Source organism: Flavihumibacter solisilvae, assembly GCF_000814475.1.
GTDB lineage: Bacteria > Bacteroidota > Bacteroidia > Chitinophagales > Chitinophagaceae > Flavihumibacter > Flavihumibacter solisilvae.
Map to the genome: position 1 here is coordinate 16,959 of NZ_JSVC01000005.1, position 21,758 is coordinate 38,716.

Consider the following 21,758-nt stretch of genomic DNA (forward strand, 5'->3'; position numbering starts at 1 on the left):
AAACATGGAAAGATTTCAACGCCTGGTTTTATTAGTAATATTACTTGCAGGCTTCAGGCACTTACAGGCACAATCAGGTCTTTCAATAGGCAATTCGAAACTCCGGATCCATTGGGAGAAAAATGGCAGTGGCTGGCAAATTGCCGATTTGTCCGTGCGACAAAACGGGCAATGGAAACAACTGGAGAATGTTTCAGGTGAAGGAACATTAATTTATAGTGAGCAGGCTCCTGGTCCTGATGCCGTCCGGACATTTGAAAAAAATACAGGAGGTGCGTTTCCCGGCAAAAATTATCCCTGGCAAAACAGGGATTGGAACACGCTCACCAATGGTGTAGCGTTAAACACGGCAGGAAACGCTATCCATTATTTTTTTCAATCAGGGAAACAGGTTAGTAAAAACCGGGTACAGTTTCAGTATGAAGCCGAACAGGCGACTATTATTTCAACATTTGAATTAGATGATCGCTACCCCAATGATATAGTGGTAAACCAGCAACTGAGAATAAAAAGAGACGGCTATTTCTCGCTCGCGACGCCCACTCTTGTTTCGGTGAAGGAAGAAGAATTGACCTGGGCAACTGTGCCTGGCTATTTCCAGGGAAATGCAATCCAGAAAGATTTCATCAAAGCATACGCGTACGGAATGGGAATTCCCGGGTTGCCGGTGGTATACAGGGAGCGTTGTGCCAGCACACTGTGCCCGATCATTTCAACGAAAAAGGGATTCACTGTTTCAGTAATACCGGAACCGGGAATGGATCGTGATCCATGGGCGATAGATACTTTCACACACAAGGATTGGTTTATTGGATTGTCACACATGAACCGCAAAGCTGAACTGGCTCCAACGCTTTATTACCCGGTGCTTGGTGAAACAAAATCGTACTTGAAAAAAGAAGAAACCATTTCGTACAGTTTCCGGTATAGTATTATCGATGGCGATTGGTTTAAGGCAATCAAACATGCGGTGAATGATGTGTACCGCTTTAATGAATCGCTTGCATTGCGTCAAAGTAAACAATCGCTTACCAGCCGGGTTTTGAATATGCGCCATTATGTGATTGATTCAGCTACTTCTTTATGGAGAGTTGAGGACTTTAATGGAATGCAGATCGGCGCGCAGGCTTATCTGGGTGGAGTAGTGGGTGCCAATCGCGATGCGATGAAAAATGCAGACTATGGCGCGATGTGGTACCTTGCAAAAGCCACTGACGATCCTTTTTTGAAATCAAAAGTGATTCCCTATGCGCTCAATTTCAAGCTCGCGCAACAGAACGATACAGGGTTTTTTAAAGGAGCAGTAGCCGGGCAGTACTATCTCTCCAAATCAAAAAAGTTTGTAGAAGAATGGGGCAAGATCGTTGAGCCGATCGGTGTCACTTACTACACCATGCTGGATATTGGAAACATTTTATTGTTTGAACCAGGCAATGCACAATTAAATGCAAGACTCCGGATGGGAGCTGAATTTTTAATGAGTAAGCAGAAGGCTGATGGGAGTTGGGCAGTAGCGTATGACGATACCACGCAGCAGGAAATATTTAAAGACATACCGGATGTACGACCTACATTTTACGGACTGCTTGTTGCTTATAAAATATTAAAGGAGCCGCGTTATCTTGAAGCGGCAAGGAAAGGAGCGGATTGGATATTGGCAAATAGTATTGCAACCGGCAGTTATCTTGGCGTGTGTGGTGATGCAAGATACGTTGCAGATTTTGCAACGGCCCAGACCGGGCAGGCAATGCTCGATCTTTTCGAAGTAACTCAAGAGCCGGCATATAGAGATGGGGCAATTATAGCAGCAAAGACCTATGTGAATTCCATTTACACACATCCGGTGGCGGGTACTGATACGAAAAAAGTTCGTGGAATCAGTAGGGAAGACTGGGAGATCTCTCAATCTGGGCTGAGCTTTGAACATGGCGGTATTCTTGGTTCTGCTAATATCCATGGTCCGATACAATTGTGCAGTCACGCGGGTTTTTTTACCCGGATGTCACAGATCACTGGTGAATCCATTTTCTCCGATATGGCCAGGGCTGGTGCTATTGGCCGTGATGCATTTGTCGATTCCAAAACCAGTGTGGCTTCTTATTACTGGAATGCGATGAATCGTGGTGCGGGACCTTATCCCCATCATGCGTGGTGGCAGATTGGATGGATCACCGATTATTTGATGGCAGAAGCCGAATTACGCACGCGAGGCAATGTTATATTTCCCCGTGGCTTTGTTACACCCAAAGTAGGCCCGCATCAAACTTATGGTTTTGCGCCAGGAAAAATTTACAACAATAACTGCAATCTGATTATCCGTGAAGGAGCTGTGGATGTTGATCATCCTGCTATAGATTATATCCTGGCGCAATCGGAAAACAATGAGCGCTATTATGTTGTGATCCTGAATAATCGTGCGCAAAGCACAACGTTTAATCTTCGTTTCAATCCTGGAAAACTGGATAAAGTAAAAGGTATTCGCAGGATAAAGTCTTTGTCCGGTAACCAGGATATTAAGGAGGGAAAAATGACAATTCCGTCATTTGGAGTGAATGTAATGGAGATATCAGTCAATTAATTTGAGAATAGAAATACTATGGAACTGGTGAAAAAAATATTTGTGTTGTTCTTCCTGGTGGCAATCTTTGGGAATTCTGCAGCGAGCCAGCATCATGATCCAAAAGCTAAAGTGGACCTTGGCGGTAACTGGACATTTGCATTAGACCCGGTAAGGGTGGGCGAAACGCAGGGATGGTATGAACCCGGTTTCAACTCGTCATCTTTTGATAAAGTAAAAGTGCCTCATTGCTTTTCAACGGACCCCCGTTATTATTTATATACAGGGTCGGCATGGTATTTCAGAGAGTTTACAGGATCAGTGTCGGGTAATGAGCATAGCTTTCTAAGGTTTGATGCTGTTTTTTATAAAGCCAAAGTTTGGGTCAATGGTCAACTGGCCGGTAGTCATGAAGGAGGTTATACGCCTTTTGAGTTAGATATCACACATTTATTAAAGTCCCGGAATACCCTTGCGATCCAGGTAGATAATTCATGGGATACAACCACGATCCCTGGCGCAAAAACAAATGTCAGTTCGGCTTCAATCAATTCGCAGCAGGTTTACCCATGGATCAATTATGGTGGTATTATAAGGCCTGTTTATATCATCAAAAGACCGGCAGTGTTTGTCAACAATGTAAAGATTACGGCGGATCCCGACCTGGAAAAAGGTTCGGCTGTTATCCGGATCATTGCTGATGTGCGAAACAGTTCTGCTGAGACTTCATCACGGGCTATTACGGCCGCTGTGTTTGACGGCGATAAAAAAATTAATCTTTCATGGAAGCAGGTTAATATAACCGTTGAAGCAGGTGCTGCAAAAACAGCAGCGTTTGTAGGAACTATGGCGAAAGCGGATGTGAGGCTTTGGAACCAGGATCAGCCACATCTTTATAAAGTGTCCGTCACTTGCGGTGATCAGACTGTTCATTACAATTTCGGCATACGCAAGGTAGAAGTAAATGGTGTGCATGTATTGTTGAATGGTGAACCACTTAAAATGGGCGGTTGTAACAGGCCATTGGATTATCCAGGTTCAGGCTCCATGGAAACTGATGAGGTGTTGCAGACAGATATGCAGCTAATTAAAGGCGGCAGCATGGAGCTTTCACGGATCAATCATCACGCTGCTTCTGAAGAAATGCTGGATTGGGCGGATAAGAACGGTCTGTTGATTATCACGGAACCAGGTAACTGGCAGCTTACCCCGAAACAGATGAGCGATACCATGATGCGCAGGAAATTTCAACAACAAATGCGTGAGATGACAGAGCGTGACTGGAATCATCCGAGTGTGATCGCTTATAGTGTAGGAAATGAATTTCCATCGCAGACGGAAGAAGGCCGGGCCTGGGTGCGTGACATGAAAGATTTTGTCAAATCATTAGATGATTCGCGACTCGTTACTTTCGCCAGTATGATCGTTTTCCGGGATTTTATTAAAGCACCGGAAGAGGAAGCTTCTCAATATGTCGATTTTGTAAGCGCCAACATTTACGGCGATCATTTGCTGCACCTGGAAAGGATTCATAAGCTCTATCCCGGCAAACCGATTTACGTAAGTGAGTTTGGCTGGCGGACCGATGGCGTTAAGAATGAGGAAGAGCGGGTGGCCCGGTTGAAAAAAGCTATGCAGGATTTCAGGAAGTGTGATTACCTCATAGGCGCGTCGGTATGGACCTTTAATGATTACCTCAGCCGCTTCCCAGGTACGAATCCGAATGGTTATCGACCCTGGGGACTGGTATCGCCGCAGAGAGAAAAACGTGGTATGTACCTGGCCTGGCAAGAGGAATTTGCGCCTGCAGTTGTTGAATTGATTGGTAGAACAACTGGTAGAGCGACGATAAAAGTTACAGCGAGAAAGGATTTCCCTTCTTATACATTAAGAGGATACAAATTAAAGTGCAGCGACCAGTTGTTACCGTTGAATACATTGACACCGGGGCAGAGCCAGGAGTTAACGATCGAAATCACGGGTGGCATGCAAGTGCAATTGATAAAGCCCGGAGGATTTGTGATCCTGGAGAAAAAACTATAACAGCGTGAGATTATTGGCTTATATGATCTGTTCCTGCATACTCATACATGCACATGCGCAGCCTGTCGTTTATTTAGTGGCGGGACAAAGTAATGCACAAGGGATGGGCGATGCCGCGCTTTCAACAAAAGCCCCGACAAACGCATGGCAGTATTCATTCGCCAAAGATTCCTTACTGCCGCTTGCAGATCCCTGCGGATTTGATGAGCTGAGCTTTAAACCTTCGGCTTCAGGAAGTGCCTGGCCTTCCTTTGCAGCTGAATATTCAGGAAAGAGTGGAAGAAGTATTTTGATTGTACAGGCAGCACGTGGAGGAAGTTCCTGTACCAAAGCATCGGAACTCGGCAGCTATGGCACCTGGGCAGAAAGCGGTGTACTGTTTTCCAACTCTATTCTGAAGACAAAAGCAGCACTTAAAAAAACAAGTGGTTCATTGGCCGGGATAATATGGCTACAGGGCGAACGTGATGCCAATGCTATCAATGACAAAAAGCAGACAGCCAATCAATACAAAACCGGGTTGAAGAATCTTATTGAAAGATTCCAACTCGAATTAGGGGATATACCTTTTTACATCGTGCTTACGGGCTATTACAGAGATCATCCTAAGGAGGGATTTGATGCAGTGCGCAAGGTGCAGGAGGAGGTGGCGAAGGAGATGAGGAATGTGTTCGTCGTATATAAGAACACGCATAGGTTTTTGACAAAAAAATTATTGCAGGAAAAAGATGGCATTCATTATACACAGCCTGCCTTAAATGAATTGGGGACTGCCATCGCCCGCAGAATAATCACTATCGAAAAACGAAAAATTGAAGAATGATCAAACGTGGAACAGGTGAAAAGCAATGTTTTCCTTTGGAAAGAATTGAAGCCGACCTTATAATAACGGGAGGAGGGATGTCAGGTGTATGCTGCGCCATCACAGCAGCACGGCAGGGTTTGAAGGTAGTGCTGGTCCAGGACCGTAGTGTATTGGGTGGCAATGCGAGCAGTGAAGTGCGCTTATGGATCCTGGGAGCAACATCGCATATGGGTAACAATAACCGTTGGGCACGCGAAGGCGGTGTCGTGGATGAAATACTGGTCGAGAATACTTATCGGAATCCTGAGGGCAACCCGATTATATTCGATGCCATATTGCTTGATAAAGTGGTGAGTGAACCTAATATCAGGTTGTTACTGAATACCGCCGTATATGATGTTCAAAAAAAGGATGCTGAAACGATTGAATTATTAAAGGCATATTGTAGTCAAAGCCAGTCAAGCTACGAATTGAAAGCGCAGTTGTTTTGTGACGCTTCCGGCGACGGGGTAGTAGGATTCCTGTCTGGCGCAGCATTCCGCATGGGAGCAGAAAGTAAAGAGGAATTTGGTGAGTTGTTTGCGCCGGATAAAAGTTATGGAGAGCTGCTTGGACATTCATTGTACTTCTATTCGAAGGACGTTGGCAAACCTGTAAAATTTATTCCACCTTCGTTTGCGTTGGACGACATTACCAAAATTCCGCGCTTCAGGAGTTTTAACGCAAAAGAGTATGGTTGCAAACTGTGGTGGATTGAATATGGTGGGCGCATGGATACTGTACATGACACGGAGAAAATTAAGTGGGAGCTATGGAAAATTGTGTATGGTGTATGGGACCATATCAAAAACTCAGGTCTATTCCCGGAAGCCGAAAATCTTACCTTGGAATGGGTGGGTATGATTCCCGGAAAGCGTGAGAGCCGCCGGTTTGAAGGTGATTATATGTTGGTTCAGCAGGATATTGTTGAACAGCGCAAACATGATGATGCTGTCGCCTTTGGCGGCTGGAGTATAGATCTGCATCCTTCCGATGGCGTCTATTCGAACCTCCCTGGTTGTAATCAATGGCATAGTAAGGGGATCTACCAGATTCCGTACCGCTGTTTGTATTCAAAAAATATCAGCAATTTGTTTTTGGCAGGCCGCATCATCAGTGCGTCGCATGTGGCGTTCGGTTCTTCAAGGGTTATGGCCACGGCCGCATACCTGGCACAGGCAGTAGCTGTGGCTGCAGCTGTTTGTAAAGAGAATAATTGCTTGCCTGCTGCGCTTGTGTCGGGCAAACGAATTGGGATCGTACAACAAAAGTTACTGGCATCCGGGCAATATATTCCGGGAGTTGAAGCAATAGAAAAAAATGACTTGTTACAGGAAGCCATTATAACAGCAAGCAGTGAACTACATCTGCAGGCTATGCCGGAAAACGGCGGGCTTAAGTCATTGGATCTTGCTGTAGCCCAGTTGATACCTTTTGAAGCCGGTGATATTCCTGCAGTCAACTTTCATGCAGTAGCAGAGGAAGCTACTACATTAGAGGTTGAAATAAGGGTATCTTCGAAAGCAGGCAACTTCACACCGGATGAATCGAAACAACGCTTTTCATTCCCACTGCAACCCGGCAGGAATTGTATTGCTGTAAAGCCTGCTGCTGCAATCAAAGAATCGCAATACGTATTCATTTTGCTTCACAAAAACCCAATGATCAAAGTGTATAGGTCGGACCTGCGCATTACAGGTATTTTGTCGGTATTCAATACTGTTAATCCCGATGTTTCCAATTATGGCAAACAGGAAGCCACTGGCGGTATTGGTGTTGATAGTTTTGAGTTCTGGTGTCCGCAACGCAGGCCGGAAGGTCATAACCTTGCCTTTCAGTTGGCAAGGCCGGTCACGTCTTTTGGCGCTGCGAATGTTGTCAATGGTATTGCACGGCCCTCTACAAGGCCCAATGCCTGGGTAGCAGATTTCAGCGACGAAAGACCTGCGTTGAAATTACAGTGGAAAGAGGCTAAAGAAATCAAAAGGCTGCAATTGAGTTTCGACACTGACTTCGATCACCCGATGGAATCTGTTTTGATGACGCATCCCGAAACAGCCATGCCTTTCTGTATCCGGAATTATAAAGTATATGACGACAGGGGAAATCTTATTTATGAAAAGAAGGATAATTACCAAACGCGCAATGAGATAATTTTCAATGACGTGATAAAAACCAATAGTATTGTCGTTGAAGTGGAACACCCCTCCAGGAATATCCCCGCGGCGATTTTTGAAGTGAGGGCATACAGGGATTAAGGATCGAGAGGTTTAAAAGAATAAAATGAATTGAAATGGATAAGTACATAGACGCTTCTGTTATTATTATCTTCTCCGTATTCATCATGCTGGTCGGGATTTCATTTTCACGCACTGGCCGTAACCTGAAATCTTTTTTTGCAGGCGGTGAAGCAGTACCCTGGACCATTGGCGGGTTGTCCCTGTTTATGAGTTTTTTTTCGTCGGGTACATTTGTGGCGTGGGGATCCATCGCTTATAAGTATGGGTGGGTGGCTGTTACTATTCAGTGGACAATGTGCATTGGCGCATTGGTGACCGGGTTGTATGTGGCGCCCAAATGGAAGGCAACCGGTAATCTTACAGCCGCGGAGTTTATTCGGGAACGGCTGGGCCCGAAAGTGCAGCAAAGCTATATCTATATTTTCATGCTCGTTTCGTTGTTCATCAAAGGCTCGGTGTTGTATGCAGTTGCACGATTGGTGAGCACTTCTTTAGATTTTCCATTGTTGCCTGTAACTGTAGTGTTAGGCGTTTTGATGATAGCCTATACTGCTGTGGGGGGCTTATGGGCAGTAATGGTGACAGATATTTTGCAGTTTGCCATTCTTACGGCTGCAGTATTGTTGATTATTCCACTCGTATTCAATGAGGCGGGTGGTTTCAATAAATTCCTGGCAAATGTACCCGGTGATTTTTTCAATGTTGTAAATGGTGAATATACCTGGGCCTTTATTGCTGCCTTTGCATTGTATCATGTTTTTTATATTGGTGGCAACTGGACTTTTGTGCAACGCTATACCAGTGTAGATAAACCAAAGTCTGCTTCCAAAGTAGCTTATCTTTTTGCTGCTTTGTACCTCATCAGTCCCATTTTATGGATGTTGCCACCCATGGTTTATAAAACTATTAACCCCACGCTGACGGGCATGGATACTGAAAATGCCTACCTTATGGTTTGTAAGCATGTGCTGCCTGCAGGGTTGATGGGCCTGATATTAACCGGCATGTATTTCTCTACTTCGGCTTCGGCCAATACGGCATTGAATGTAGTCTCCGCAGTGTTCACGAACGATATTTATAAAGAGAAAATAAATCCCCATGCGTCGGATAAGAAACTGATGCAGGTGGCGAGGGCTTCTTCCTGGGCTTTTGGTTTTGGGATGATTGCTGTGGCGCTGATTGTACCATTGATTGGGGGGCTTGTTGAGTTTACGCTCTCTATCGGTGCTGTGACGGGTGGTCCGCTTCTTGCGCCGCCTATCTGGGCTTTGTTCAGCAAAAGATTAAGTGGTAAGGCGACATTATGGATCACCATCTTTTCACTTACTGTGAATCTGGTCTTTAAAATGGTAACACCGATAGCATTTGATTTCAGGTTAAGCCGTGCGAATGAAATGCTGTTGGGTGTGGGACTGCCCTTTCTTTTATTATTGATAAATGAAGTCGTTGCTGCCACAAAGAATAGAGTAAGCGATGAATACCTGAAGATGAAGGAAATTAAGGCACAACGATCAGTCACAGCAGCCATGGGCATGGATGAAGAAGAGGCGTTGGCTGTTAAAGAACAAAATCGGTTTGGTTTGCGAATGATCGCTTTTTCGCTCAGTTTTATTGCCGTGCTTTTATATATTTTGTGCCTGGTGACAATCAAAGGAACGGCGCTGGTCGCTGGAATTGCCACTGTGATACTATTTTCTGCGTTGATACCTTATAGGGCGTCGTTAAAAGTCGGGACAAAAGAAGTATCCGGCCGGATTGCTTCCCCTGAATTGTAGATCCACGACATCACTGGCAACCATAACACATGTCATTCAGGCCACCTGGACCGATTATTCCCTAAATAAGACCGATTAATTGCCATTTTGTACAGTTTGTTCCAAGCTTTTGGAAATTCTCTTTTTGGTGAGTAACTAGCATGCTGATTCTGCGGTAACGCAACCATCACAAATTGAATTCCAGGCGTTCTTTGATAAGCAACTCTTCGTGAAGCCGTCCCAAAGCCGGGTGAAAGCCGTCCAGACTATAGAAAAAGGTAACAACAAGGCCACGCCGAGCCTACGCCGACGTATAATTGAAGGGACGAACAAGGGAGTATGAGTACAGCGCGAAGAGAGAAAACTGTATGAGTGACGTATACAGGAGGTATGAGTGACGAGTTTTGGAGGTAAGAAAGATGGTATGAGTGACATGTTACTATGTCGATTGTACAACGAATGGTAGTTTGCAGTGAATAAGTCAATATGTGAATAGGTGAAATTTAAAAATGAGTCGACCAGCGATCGAACGGGTCTACAAGCCGGGAACAAGCCGTCTACATCGGTAAACCAACCTGACAAATACCTGCTTTTTACCTGCATTTCCCGGACACGCATCGGACATTCTTCGAAGAACCATCGAAGGATCCCCGGACACTCCCGGAGAAATGTTCACGAACGACACACACAGGAGTGCATGAACGACAGGATTTTAATGCTTTTGTGGTTAAGTTTCGAAGTATTACCGGGGCGCGTGTGCATAAACGGTACCTGTGGCCGGGAGTTATCGACGCGGCCAGGAAGTGCCGAAATTCGGCTATACGACGGCGAAGAAGCCTTACGGCCCTGGCAATTATGCGTAACCGTAGTTTAATAAGTTGTTAGGTGGTCCGCTTTCACCTCCCGGGCATATGTCTCAATATTTTGGTTTTCCCTTTCTGGCTCTCTAAGACACTTCCCTGGTGAATCCCATAACATTTAGCCCGGGATCGAACTTCGGGTTTCCGCCACTCTTCACTTTTTACCGTTTACTTTTCCGTATTCCTCTTAATTATCCGATTTTTACAGCTCAAGCAAGTAATTCGATTATGGAAGTGATGGCCGAAAGAGGCACGTTGACAGCAGAACACCTTGAACAGCTGAAATCGATCGTAGGGGCTGAATATGTATTTACTGATGAGGAATCTTTCCAGAAATATGGCCGTGACGAGACAGAGAATCTGTTGTTTTATCCTGAGGTAGTGGTTAAGCCGCGGACAACCGAGGAAATCAGTGCTATCATGCGGTTGTGCCATGAAAATTATATCCCTGTGACACCCCGCGGAGCCGGTACAGGACTCAGTGGGGGAGCGCTGCCGCATCTTGGGGGCGTTTTGATTTCAACCGAAAGGCTTAATTCCATTTTGGAAATAGATGAACGTAACCTGCAGGTAACTACTGAGCCAGGTGTCATCACAGAAATACTGCAGACAGCCGTAAGGGAAAAAGGCTTGTTTTATCCGCCTGATCCCAGCAGCCGCGGATCCTGTTTTATCGGTGGAAACATAGCAGAGAACAGTGGCGGTCCTAAGGCCGTGAAATACGGGGTCGTAAGGGACTATGTCCTGAATCTTGAAGTGGTTCTTCCTACCGGCGAGGTAATCTGGACCGGTTCGAATGTCTTGAAAAATTCGACGGGATATAACCTCACACAGCTAATGGTGGGAAGCGAGGGTACGCTTGGGATTGTCACCAAAATTGTACTCAGGCTGATTCCCCATCCGAAATTTGACCTGCTGATGCTGGTACCTTTTCAGTCGCTCGAGAAAGCAGGTGAGGCTGTAAGCGCCATCTTCCGTGCAGGCTTTACGCCAAGCGCACTGGAACTGGTGGAAATTGATGCCCTGCGGATTGTAAGTGCATTTGTCGACAGTTCAGCTGTGCCCCTTACACCTGACACCGAAGCCCATCTGATCATTGAAGTGGATGGTAATCATATGGAAACCCTGATGGCCGAAATGGAAGCCATTGCCGGTTTGCTGACAGAATACGAGTGTGGGGAAATTTACTTTGCTGATGACGCACAGCAAAAGGCGGAATTATGGAAGATGAGGAGGCGTGTTGCTGAAGCGGTTAAGATTGCAGGTTATACCATCGAAGAAGACACGGTGGTACCGCGCGCTGACCTCCCTGCATTGATCAGGGGGGTGAAGGCAATCGGTGCGAATTATAATTTCCATGCAGTTTGTTACGGGCATGCGGGCGACGGAAACCTTCATATCCGGATAAAAAAGGAAGGTACAGTAAACAGCCAGGATGACCCTGAAGTAGTGGCCGGACTGCGTGATTTATTTGCGTTGGTTTATGACCTTAAGGGTACCATCAGTGGCGAGCACGGCATTGGGCTGATCCAGAAAGGGTTTATGGATATTGTGTTTAACGAAACGCAGTTCAGGCTTATGCGCAGTATCAAAAAAGTCTTTGATCCACACAACATACTCAATGCCGGTAAAATATTCGATGCATAAAATCACTGAAATGAAAAAAATATTGGTACCCATCCTGCTCGTCTGCGTTTTCATCAGCAGCGCCCGTGCCCAGGACAGCACTGGAGCCGATGAACCGAAAAAAGGATTTGACAGGAGTCGGTTGTTTGTTGGAGGAAATTTTGGTTTGAGTTTTGGTAATTATACGCTTGTAAACTTGTCTCCGCAAGTTGGCTATCGTTTCAACAACTACCTGGCAGCAGGTATCGGGATCAATGGACAATACACGCAGATCAAGCACGAGGATATAAATGGAAATACGGCTGCCAGGGAAAATTATGGCGTTGCAGGTCTGAACATATTCGGCCGTTTTTATCCCATACAACAAGCTTTTATTTTAGTTCAGCCTGAATTGAACTATATATGGGGCAGTTACAAATATTACGACCCGGAGATCAAATCGTCCTTAAATGCCAAAATTCTACCTTCTTTATTAGTTGGAGCAGGAGGAGTATTGCCAATGGGGGGAGCGGGAGGATTGCTTGTGATGGTTCAATACGATGTACTACATAAAACTGGAAATGGTTATGATCCCGGAACTCCTTATGGAAGTAATGCATTCTTCAGCATTGGGTTCAACTTCGGCTTATAACAGATATATGTAATTGCGCCGGGTTAATCGCATTGAAAAATAAAGGCGCAGGATTTGATTTCCTGCGCCTTGGTTATTTAATTCACTTTGTTCTCACAATCCTTTCAGGTTGTTCATTTTGAATGTTTACTTTAAGAGATCTTATTAAAGATCTCAACCGGGTTGCCGCATACAACTATTCTTTCTTCCAGCGGCTCATAGAGAAAATTCTCGCGCTCCGAATGTCGCAGGAACTGGATCAGCGCATTATAGTAACCGGCTGAATTGAGCAGGTATATTTTTTTATTGTGAATCTTTAACTGGTTCCAGGTCAGCATTTCGAACAATTCGTCCATAGTTCCGAAGCCGCCTGGCAGGATGATGGCAGCATCGCTCATTTCGTACATCATCTTTTTTCGGCTGTGCATATCTGGTACAACCGCAAGTTCGGATAGCGAATCATGTTGCTGCTCCCATTCTGTGAGCAGCTTAGGAATAACACCCATTACTTCACCGCCATGTTTAAGGACGGCATCCGCAATAGTGCCCATCAATCCCTTTTTGCCACCGCCATACACCAGCTTGATGTTGAGCATGGCTATCAGTTTGCCCAGTTCTGCAGTGTGTTGTAGGAATAACGGGTTCAATCCGGTCTGCGATCCGCAAAAAACTGCTATTGCTTTTACGTTCATAAGATAATTGTACTAAAGTAAACGTATTCATCTTTATTTTGTGGCAATTTTAGAAAAAACTTACAGGCATGTCCCCCACACTGCTCTTCACTTTTGTTATCGCGTATTTCGTTTTATTACTGGTTGTAGCGTATATCACTTCCCGTAACGCCAATAATGAGAGTTTTTTTATCGGCAACAAGAATTCCAACTGGATGCTGGTGGCTTTCGGCATGATCGGCACTTCACTCAGTGGTGTGACCTTTGTTTCCGTTCCCGGTACGGTCGCGACTAACGCATTTACCTATATGCAGGTGGTTTTCGGTTACCTGATCGGTTATGTAGTGATCGCATATGTTTTATTGCCTTTATATTACCGGTTGAATCTCACGTCAATCTATCATTATTTGCAACAACGATTCGGATTCACCGCCTATAAAACGGGCGCTTTGTTCTTTATTATTTCGAGGACAATCGGCGCAACTGCCAGGCTATACCTCGTGATCAATGTGATGCAGTTGTTCATTCTCGACAACCTGGGAGTGCCCTTCTTTGTAACAGCGCTGGTGATCCTGCTGATGATACTGCTGTATACTTTCGAAGGAGGTGTAAAGACCATCGTGTATACAGATACGCTTCAAACGAGTTTCATGCTGCTCGGGCTGGTAGTTTGTGTGATCTACATCATGAACAACCTGGGATACGGATTTGGCGAAGCGATGCAGGCCCTTGGTTCGGAAGGCTATACCCGGATCATGAACAGCGATGTAAACAGCAAAGGCTATTTCTGGAAACAGGTGATCGGCGGTGCCTGTATCACTATTGCCATGACCGGTCTCGACCAGGAAATGATGCAGAAAAATATCAGCGTTAGAACGTTGAAAGATTCGCAAAAGAATATCATGACCTTCAGTGTGATAATAGTCTTCGTGAATTTTCTTTTCCTGCTGCTTGGCGGACTACTCTACATCTTTGCAGCGCAAAAGGGGTTAAACGCTGCGGGAGATGACCTGTTCCCGACAGTCGCCATGAATTATCTGCCGCCTGCGATTGGCATCATTTTCATCATAGCATTGATCTCGGCACTCTTTCCCAGTGCTGACGGTGCATTGACTGCCCTCACATCCAGTTTTTGTATTGACATGTTGGGCATCAAAAGAAATCCTGAACTTAACGAAAAACAACAACGGCGTATCCGGTTGACGGTTCACCTGACCTTCACTGTTATTTTCATGATCTGTATCCTGGTCTTTAAATGGATCGACAACAAATCAATTATCAATATCATCCTTGATCTTGCAGGTTATACCTATGGTCCTTTACTCGGCCTGTTTGGTTTTGGAATTCTTACAAAAAGACAGATACCTGACAGTATTGCCATCACGTTAGTCTGTCTCGCATCTCCCGTAATCTCATACTTCATCACAAAGAATGCTGCGGCATGGTTTGGAGGATTCCAGATTGGGATTGAACTGCTGCTTATCAATGGGTTAATTACCTATTCAGGGCTGTTAATCCTTTCAAAAAAATCTGTAATAAAATAAACTAAACAGGTAAGAAATACGTTCTTATAGTATAGAAAACTACGATGCCATCCATGGCTAAATTATGGGTGGCATTGTCGTCTCCTAAGCTAAAAAAGCAGACACATGAATGACACGATAAGGATGACGAAACAGAGGCGTTGGAGTGAATCGAAAGCCCATTCTAGTTGGCAGATCTTTAAAATAATGGCAGAATTTGTAGATGGCTTTGAAGCCCTTGCCAAAATAGGTCCGTGCATCTCCATTTTCGGATCGGCCCGCACCCAACCGGGTCACGAAGCTTATGAACTCACAGTAGACATCACCAAAAAACTTGCGGAAGAAGGATTCGGGATTATTTCAGGCGGTGGCCCCGGTATCATGGAAGCTGCGAATAAAGGAGCGCAGCTCGGTGGTGGGAAATCAGTTGGACTGAATATCGAACTTCCCTTTGAACAGCACGACAATCCGTATATCGACCGCGATGCAAACCTGCATTTCGAATATTTTTTCGTGCGTAAGACGATGTTTACCAAGTATTCACAGGGATTTGTCATGATGCCAGGCGGTTTCGGCACTATGGATGAATTCTTCGAAGTAGCAACGCTCATCCAGACCGGGAAGATGCTGCAGGTACCCCTGATCCTGGTTGGCAGCACCTATTGGGCCGGCCTGATGGAATGGTTGCAAACCACGATGCTGACGGAGCAGTATATTTCTTCAGAAGACCTTCAATTGCTGAAAATTGCGGATACTGCCGAGGAAGTTGCTGCCCATGTACTTAATTTCTACAGTAAGAACCCGCTTCAGCCAAATTTCTGATCTATATTGTTCAATTTGAGATATGAACACATGGACTTAATTTTGCTGAAAATTTTATCAATTGGAACTGATCAGTGATGCAGTCAGCGATTATGCCGGTAAGTTTACTTCTGAAGAACCGGCAGACCTGAAACATATTGCGGCATGGACAACCGCTCACCACCCGCAGTTTCATATGCTTAGCGGACATGTGCAGGGCAGGTTCCTTGCTATGATCAGCAGGCTGATACAGCCGAAGTATATCCTTGAACTGGGAACTTTTACCGGCTACAGTGCACTTTGCCTTGCTGAAGGACTGATTCCGGGTGGTCAATTACACACCATAGAACTGAGGGATGAAGAGGCCGATGTGGCCAAGAAAAATTTTTCCTTGTCAGCCAGGGCAGACCAGATAATTTTGCACCGCGGTGAGGCTGCGGCAATAATTCCAATCCTGCCGTTTGAGTGGGATCTTGTTTTTATCGATGCCGATAAAACGGGTTACATCGATTATTATGAGTTGCTCCTGCCGCGGCTCAGGAAAGGTGGCCTGATATTGGCGGACAATGTCCTGTTCCATGGCGAAGTGCTGGAGTCACCAATCAAAGGCAAAAATGCCAAAGCAGTACATGCGTTTAATGAGCATGTAATGAAAGATGACAGGGTAGAAAAAGTGATGTTGACGGTCAGGGATGGCCTGCAGCTATTGCAAAAAAAATAAAGCCGATGATGCGCACACTGGTGATTTTAATATTCTCTTTTTGTTCAGCCTTAACAGCGGCCGCACAACAGAATGCGGCAGTGATTGACTATATCAACTCCTATAAGCAACTGGCTATTGATGAAATGCAACGGACGGGGGTACCCGCTTCAATCAAACTTGCCCAGGGTATTCATGAAACCGAAGCGGGGAGAAGCGAACTCGTGCTGAAGTCAAACAACCATTTCGGCATAAAATGTAAAAGCAACTGGGCCGGTCCGAAGGTATACCACGATGACGATGCCCGTGGGGAATGTTTTCGCAGCTATGACTTTGCGGTAGATTCTTACCGCGATCATTCCAATTTCCTGAAGAACTCCCAGCGTTATGCATTCCTTTTCGAACTTAATCCTGAAGATTATAAGGGTTGGGCCTATGGATTGAAAAAAGCCGGCTACGCAACAAATATCAAGTATTCCCAGATCCTTATCCGGATCATCGAGACCTATGATCTCCAGCAGTACACCCTGATTGCATTGGGTAAACTGAAACCCTCTGCCGAAATACTGGCCGGTATCACAGTTCCACTGGAAAAGACCGAAGACCCGGCTGCACAACGGGAGCTTACCCAGGTTGCTGCCGCACCGCCGGTCAATTACCCTGATGGTATTTTCCAGATCAATGAAACCCGGGTAATCTTTGTAAAGGGGGGTACCTCTTTGCTTGCAGTGGCAAACCGGCATGAACTTACCCTCGCAAGGCTGCTTGAATTCAACGATATGACAGCCGGCGAAGGTGATATCCTGAACGAAGACCAACTGGTTTACCTGCAACGCAAAAGAAGGACCGGGGCCAATTCCGTGCACCTGGTGCAACCTGAGGAAACACTATATGATATCGCACAGGCTGAGGGTATCCGTTATGAGAATATCCTGCTGCTTAATGACCTTCAGCCCGGGATGGAACCTGCTTTGGGTGAAAAGATCTACCTGAAGGAAAAAGCACCCGCAAGGCCAGCTTTACTCGTGGTAAAGAATGAGCAGTCAATGACCAGGCATGTGGTAAAATACAACGAGACGATTTACGGCATCAGCAAGAAATACGGAGTAACTGCCCAGCAGATAAAACAGTGGAACAGGTTGTCGGGGCATTCTCTCCGGAAAGGACAGGAATTAATCATCTATACCAATTGACATGTCGCAGATCAAGGTAAAAGAAAAAGTATTCGAGCCTTATCTCACCGCTGAGGAAATCAATGGGCAGATCCAGCGCCTGGCTGCAGGAATAAACCACGATTATGCGGGTAAGAAACCGTTATTCATAGCCATATTGAACGGTTCGTTCATGTTCGCTTCCGACCTGTTCAAAGCAGTGAATATTGAGGCAGAGATCTGCTTTATTAAACTGGCATCCTATAAAGGCACAAAGTCGACAGGGCAGGTGATAACAGCAATTGGCCTCGATATGGATATTCACACCAGGCATGTGATCATTATTGAAGATATCGTCGATACCGGGAAAACACTGAGCGAATTCTTACCGCAGCTAAGGCACCAGCAACCTGCGTCACTTGAACTAGTAGTCCTTCTTCATAAACCTGAGGCAACTGAATACCCTGTCGATATCAAATACCTGGGATTTTCCATTCCCAATAAGTTCGTATTAGGATATGGCCTCGATTTCGACGGGCTTGGCCGGAACATCCCTGAAATCTATCAGTTGAAGGAAGGGTAGGGCGACAAATCCGACCGTTTTTCTTTTATATAAAGGGATAAAAATGTAACTTTCTTGTCTAAACGACCCCTCCTGAAAACTGCATGTGCCATAGTGATAATGGTGTTGTCCTGCATTGCCGCCAGTGCTCAGTATTACTTTCGCGGTGAAGTAAAGGACGAGACCCAGCGCCCTCTGTCCAACGTAAAAATGATGCTGCATTCCACGGGGTACCTTTACTATTCGGGCACCTATGGTGGATTCGGCATAACTTCTGCAAACCGGACGGATACGGCCACTTTAACTTTGGAAGGATATCGTACCTGTACAGTCGTGCTGGACAGCCGGATCGAGAACCAGTTTACACTCAGGTTAATTTCTCCCAAAGGCAGCCAGCAGCAAAAGCGGCTGATCTCATTAACCCGTGGATTAAAACCCGGCGAAAAGTCAACTTTCTCAATTGGCGAAGAAACATACAGCAACCTGCTGGAAAATACATTTACGGAAACAAAGCGTTATCCTGCAACTGACTTTGCCATCAGCACCGACAAGGCGGCATACAGTAATATCAGGCGGTTCCTGAATATGGGCAGCACTGTGCCCCATGATGCTGTGCGGATTGAAGAGATGCTCAATTATTTCGACCTGGGCCATACTGATCCTTCTCCCGGTGAAGTATTCAGCGTGGAATCAAAGCTTTCTGAATGCCCCTGGAAATCGGATAACCATCTCTTCTTTATAAAAACCAGTGCGAGAAAGCTTGATCTTGCGCAGCTGCCACCCAGCAACCTGGTTTTCCTGATCGATGTGTCCGGTTCAATGGAAATGCCCAATCGCCTGCCGTTACTTAAGTCAGCTTTTAAGCTCATGGTAAATAACCTCCGGGCTACAGATACAGTTTCCATTGTTATTTATGGCGGAAGTGTCGGGGTCTGGTTAAATCCAACTTCCGGCGCTGATAAGGCCAGGATTCACCAGGCAATTGAAGAGCTTGAGCCGGGCGGGGCAACGGCCGGAGAGTCTGGAATCCGTACCGCCTACAGGGTAGCAAAGGCCCATTACATCGCTAATGGTAACAACAGGGTTATCCTGGCGACGGATGGTGATTTTAACGTGGGCCAGACAAGTGAAGAGGACCTTGAAAGACTCATCACCCAACACCGGCAGTTAGGTATTTATCTTACCTGCCTTGGAGTGGGCATGGGCAACTACAAAGATTCAAAGCTGGAAGTGCTGGCTAAAAAAGGAAATGGAAACTTCTCATACCTCGACGATGAAAGGGAAGCGGAAAAGGTGCTGGTGAAAGAGCTTACCCAAACCATGTATGCAGTCGCTGATGATGCACTACTTCACGTGAATTTTCATGAGGATAAAGTAAAGTCATACCGGCTTATCGGTTTCGATAATAAAGTAACGGCAATGTCTGATACCTCAAGTGTGCTGGAAGGCGGTGAAATAGGTTCGGGGCATACCCAGATAGCCATATTCGAAGTGGAAAGAATCATTGATTCAACCAACCCGTCAAATTATTTTGCTGATATAGAACTGACATATAAAAAGCCGAACGATTCCATTCCGCTGAAGTATGAGAAAAAAGTGGATTGTTCAGTAACTCCTTTGATCGAACTGCCTGCCTCATACCGGTTCGCAACAGGCGTAGCGCTGTTCGGTTCAATACTTAAAGAATCCAGGTTTACCAAAAACGCGGGTTTCATTGATGTGCAGGCCATTGTTCAGCCTGTAATCAGCCAGGATGATTACCTGCAGCGCGAATTCATAGCATTGCTGGAAAAGGCAAAAAAAATCTATACAAAAGGGAAACCTTCGCGTTCAAGAGGCGGCCTTCGCCAGTGATTCATGGCTTTCTGCATGCTTCTTCCTTACGACGAAATACATATCTATCTCATCAATGTTCTTTGCTGAGATCTTTCCCCTGTAACTGCATTCATAGTAGTCACGAATCAGTTCATAAGTACTTGATGAAATATTTACCTGCCCGGGTTCACCGGCACTTTCCATCCTGCTGGCAATGTTTACTGTGCTTCCCCAGATGTCATAGGCATATTTTTTCCTTCCTACGACGCCTGCCACGAGAGGTCCGACATGTATACCTATCCGCAGGTGCCAGGGAACAAGATTATTCTCCTGCCGTTTCCGGTTCCAGCCATCGAGGTATTCCAGGATCTGGAAACTGGCATTTACCATATTCAAAACGTGCGCCGGGTCCGGTGTTGGTATTCCACCTGCACACATATAGGAATCGCCAATTGTTTTGATCTTCTCGAGGTGGTTTCTTTCAATGATCTCATCAAAAGCCATGAAACATTCATTCAATTCAGCAACCAGTTCCTGGGGCGACATGTGATCCGCCATCCGGGTAAAGCCTTTGAAGTCAGTGAACAATACCGAGGCCTGTTCAAAATACTTCGGTGTAGCTGCACCCTGTTCCTGTAGTTCATGCGCAACTTCTGCGGGAAGGATATTCAGCAGCAGGTGTTCGATCTCATCCTTTTGCCTGTCGAGTAACAGGTTTGTTTTTACTTTCGCCCTGTAGTTTCTGTAGATCATGAATGCGATCGCAATTATAAGGGCAATACCTCCCAGCAATGCATTACGCACCAGCCTTTGCCTTTTTATTTCTCCTACCTGTAATTCTTTATCTCTCGACAGGAGATCAATCTGTGCTTCTTTTTTCTGCAGGTCAAATTCAAACTGGAGACCTTTGAGTTTGTCATCCGCCTCTTTGTTGTAAATGTTTTCCTTGATCTGTGTCAGTTTCACCTGGTAGTCGTAGGCCTGGTTGTATTTACCACTATGGGAATAAGCGACTGAGAGACCATGATAGATCCTGTTCAGTTCGTCATTTGCATTCAACTCTGCAGCCAGCGGTTCTGCCTGGCGGTAATAGGCGAGTGCCAGTTTATTATCTCCCTGTGCGGCATAGATCTCTGCAAGGCCGAGCAAAGCCTGCGCCATATACAATTTATTGCTGGCCTGCACTGACTCATTGTATGCCTGGCGATGGTAAACAAATGCACTGTCGTATTGCTTGTGTTTTAAATATGCCTTGCCAATATTATTTAGAGCCAGCGGTAGGTTTGGGTTGCCTTGAAGTTTTTTTTCTGCCAGTTTAAAATAATGGAGGGCTGAGTCAACCATACCTTTCTTCAGGAAGAGATCACCCATATTCCCTGTTGCCATTCCGAGAGCATCAGGGTAATTGTTTTTTTCTGAAAGACTGATTGCCCTGCGGTAACTTTCGAGGGCCTTATCTTCAGTTGCAGGCTTCTTGTCATATAATGCCGCAATGTTGAGTGACAGGGTTGCTATACGGAATTCGTCGCCGATTTCTTCTGCAAGTCGCATCGAACGCAGGTAGTAGTCAAGCGCTTTGGTCGGGTCGCTTCTTTCATAAATGCCTCCAAGGTTACCGAGGATGTTCGCGATGCCGCTTTTGTCCTGCATTTTTTCATACGTTGCCAGCGACTGTTGCCACGCATCGATGGCTTCGAGATGCGTGCCCTTGAAGTAGTGCGCGATCCCGATATTTTTCCAGGCAAGGGCGACGCCCTTATTGTAACTGATCTTTTCTGACAGGGCTTTTGCTTCGTTGGAATAGTTGATGGCATCTTCCCAGGAAACGTTGAAATATGACCTGCTGATCTGGAGCAGCACATCTGCTTTGGCTGAGTCGTCGCGCATTGTGGCCGCCAGCTTTTTCAGACTGTCCGTGGTCTTGTCCTGGGCCGTTGCAATCAGTGAACATAAAAGTATCAGTAATATAGTGTGAATTCTTCCTGTCATTAAACCGGTTCG

15 protein-coding genes are annotated in these 21,758 nt (G+C 45.6%); 13 read left to right on the plus strand and 2 right to left on the minus strand.

Annotation, left to right across the window (positions count from 1 at the left end):
* Window positions 1-4 precede the first annotated feature (4 nt).
* From OI18_RS04430 to OI18_RS04460, 7 genes are all read left to right on the plus strand, one after another.
* Complete coding sequence (locus tag OI18_RS04430; RefSeq protein WP_039137551.1) at window positions 5-2,578, plus strand: glycerophosphoryl diester phosphodiesterase; 2,574 nt, start codon at window positions 5-7, stop codon at window positions 2,576-2,578.
* A 27-nt stretch (window positions 2,579-2,605) separates the two neighbouring features.
* Entirely contained in the window at window positions 2,606-4,600 is a 1,995-nt protein-coding gene (locus OI18_RS04435) for a glycoside hydrolase family 2 protein (RefSeq protein ID WP_160290192.1), read from the plus strand.
* Between the two features lie 4 nt (window positions 4,601-4,604).
* The gene (locus tag OI18_RS04440) at window positions 4,605-5,423 is read left to right on the plus strand and encodes a sialate O-acetylesterase (RefSeq protein WP_152616726.1); all 819 of its coding nucleotides are present in this window, start codon (window positions 4,605-4,607) and stop codon (window positions 5,421-5,423) included.
* Complete coding sequence (locus OI18_RS04445; RefSeq protein ID WP_039137555.1) at window positions 5,420-7,702, plus strand: FAD-dependent oxidoreductase; 2,283 nt, start codon at window positions 5,420-5,422, stop codon at window positions 7,700-7,702. The genes OI18_RS04440 and OI18_RS04445 overlap by 4 nt, the downstream gene beginning before the upstream one ends.
* Before the next feature lie 35 nt (window positions 7,703-7,737).
* The gene (locus OI18_RS04450; RefSeq protein ID WP_039137556.1) at window positions 7,738-9,459 is read left to right on the plus strand and encodes a sodium:solute symporter family protein; all 1,722 of its coding nucleotides are present in this window, start codon (window positions 7,738-7,740) and stop codon (window positions 9,457-9,459) included.
* 1,067 nt (window positions 9,460-10,526) lie between these two features.
* The gene (locus OI18_RS04455; RefSeq protein ID WP_240312720.1) at window positions 10,527-11,945 is read left to right on the plus strand and encodes an FAD-binding oxidoreductase; all 1,419 of its coding nucleotides are present in this window, start codon (window positions 10,527-10,529) and stop codon (window positions 11,943-11,945) included.
* Window positions 11,946-11,955: 10 nt separating this feature from the next.
* Window positions 11,956-12,555: a hypothetical protein gene (locus OI18_RS04460; RefSeq protein ID WP_152616727.1), complete on the plus strand. Its 600-nt coding sequence runs from the start codon at window positions 11,956-11,958 to the stop codon at window positions 12,553-12,555.
* A gap of 131 nt (window positions 12,556-12,686) precedes the next feature.
* On the opposite strand, the gene OI18_RS04465 is transcribed toward OI18_RS04460, so the two are convergent.
* Complete coding sequence (locus OI18_RS04465; protein ID WP_039137557.1) at window positions 12,687-13,226, minus strand: LOG family protein; 540 nt, start codon at window positions 13,224-13,226, stop codon at window positions 12,687-12,689.
* A 68-nt stretch (window positions 13,227-13,294) separates the two neighbouring features.
* Between OI18_RS04465 and OI18_RS04470 the strand changes: the two genes are divergently transcribed.
* The 6 genes from OI18_RS04470 to OI18_RS04495 all read left to right on the plus strand — a co-directional run bounded on the left by OI18_RS04470 (window position 13,295) and on the right by OI18_RS04495 (window position 19,796).
* The gene (locus OI18_RS04470; protein ID WP_039137559.1) at window positions 13,295-14,749 is read left to right on the plus strand and encodes a sodium:solute symporter; all 1,455 of its coding nucleotides are present in this window, start codon (window positions 13,295-13,297) and stop codon (window positions 14,747-14,749) included.
* 186 nt (window positions 14,750-14,935) lie between these two features.
* Window positions 14,936-15,550, plus strand: a complete 615-nt coding sequence (locus OI18_RS04475; RefSeq protein ID WP_205409981.1) for an LOG family protein — start codon at window positions 14,936-14,938, stop codon at window positions 15,548-15,550.
* A 61-nt stretch (window positions 15,551-15,611) separates the two neighbouring features.
* Window positions 15,612-16,250: an O-methyltransferase gene (locus OI18_RS04480; RefSeq protein ID WP_039137563.1), complete on the plus strand. Its 639-nt coding sequence runs from the start codon at window positions 15,612-15,614 to the stop codon at window positions 16,248-16,250.
* A 5-nt stretch (window positions 16,251-16,255) separates the two neighbouring features.
* Window positions 16,256-17,422, plus strand: a complete 1,167-nt coding sequence (locus OI18_RS23615) for a glucosaminidase domain-containing protein (protein WP_152616728.1) — start codon at window positions 16,256-16,258, stop codon at window positions 17,420-17,422.
* A gap of 1 nt (window position 17,423) precedes the next feature.
* On the plus strand, window positions 17,424-17,963 hold the full coding sequence (gene hpt / locus OI18_RS04490; protein ID WP_039137565.1) for a hypoxanthine phosphoribosyltransferase: 540 nt from the start codon (window positions 17,424-17,426) through the stop codon (window positions 17,961-17,963).
* Window positions 17,964-18,017: 54 nt separating this feature from the next.
* Window positions 18,018-19,796, plus strand: a complete 1,779-nt coding sequence (locus OI18_RS04495; RefSeq protein WP_152616729.1) for a vWA domain-containing protein — start codon at window positions 18,018-18,020, stop codon at window positions 19,794-19,796.
* Here OI18_RS04495 and OI18_RS04500 read toward each other — a convergent pair.
* Window positions 19,773-21,746: an adenylate/guanylate cyclase domain-containing protein gene (locus OI18_RS04500; protein ID WP_052272869.1), complete on the minus strand. Its 1,974-nt coding sequence runs from the start codon at window positions 21,744-21,746 to the stop codon at window positions 19,773-19,775. The two genes, OI18_RS04495 and OI18_RS04500, sit on opposite strands and share 24 nt — an antisense overlap.
* Between the last annotated feature and the right edge of the window lie 12 nt (window positions 21,747-21,758).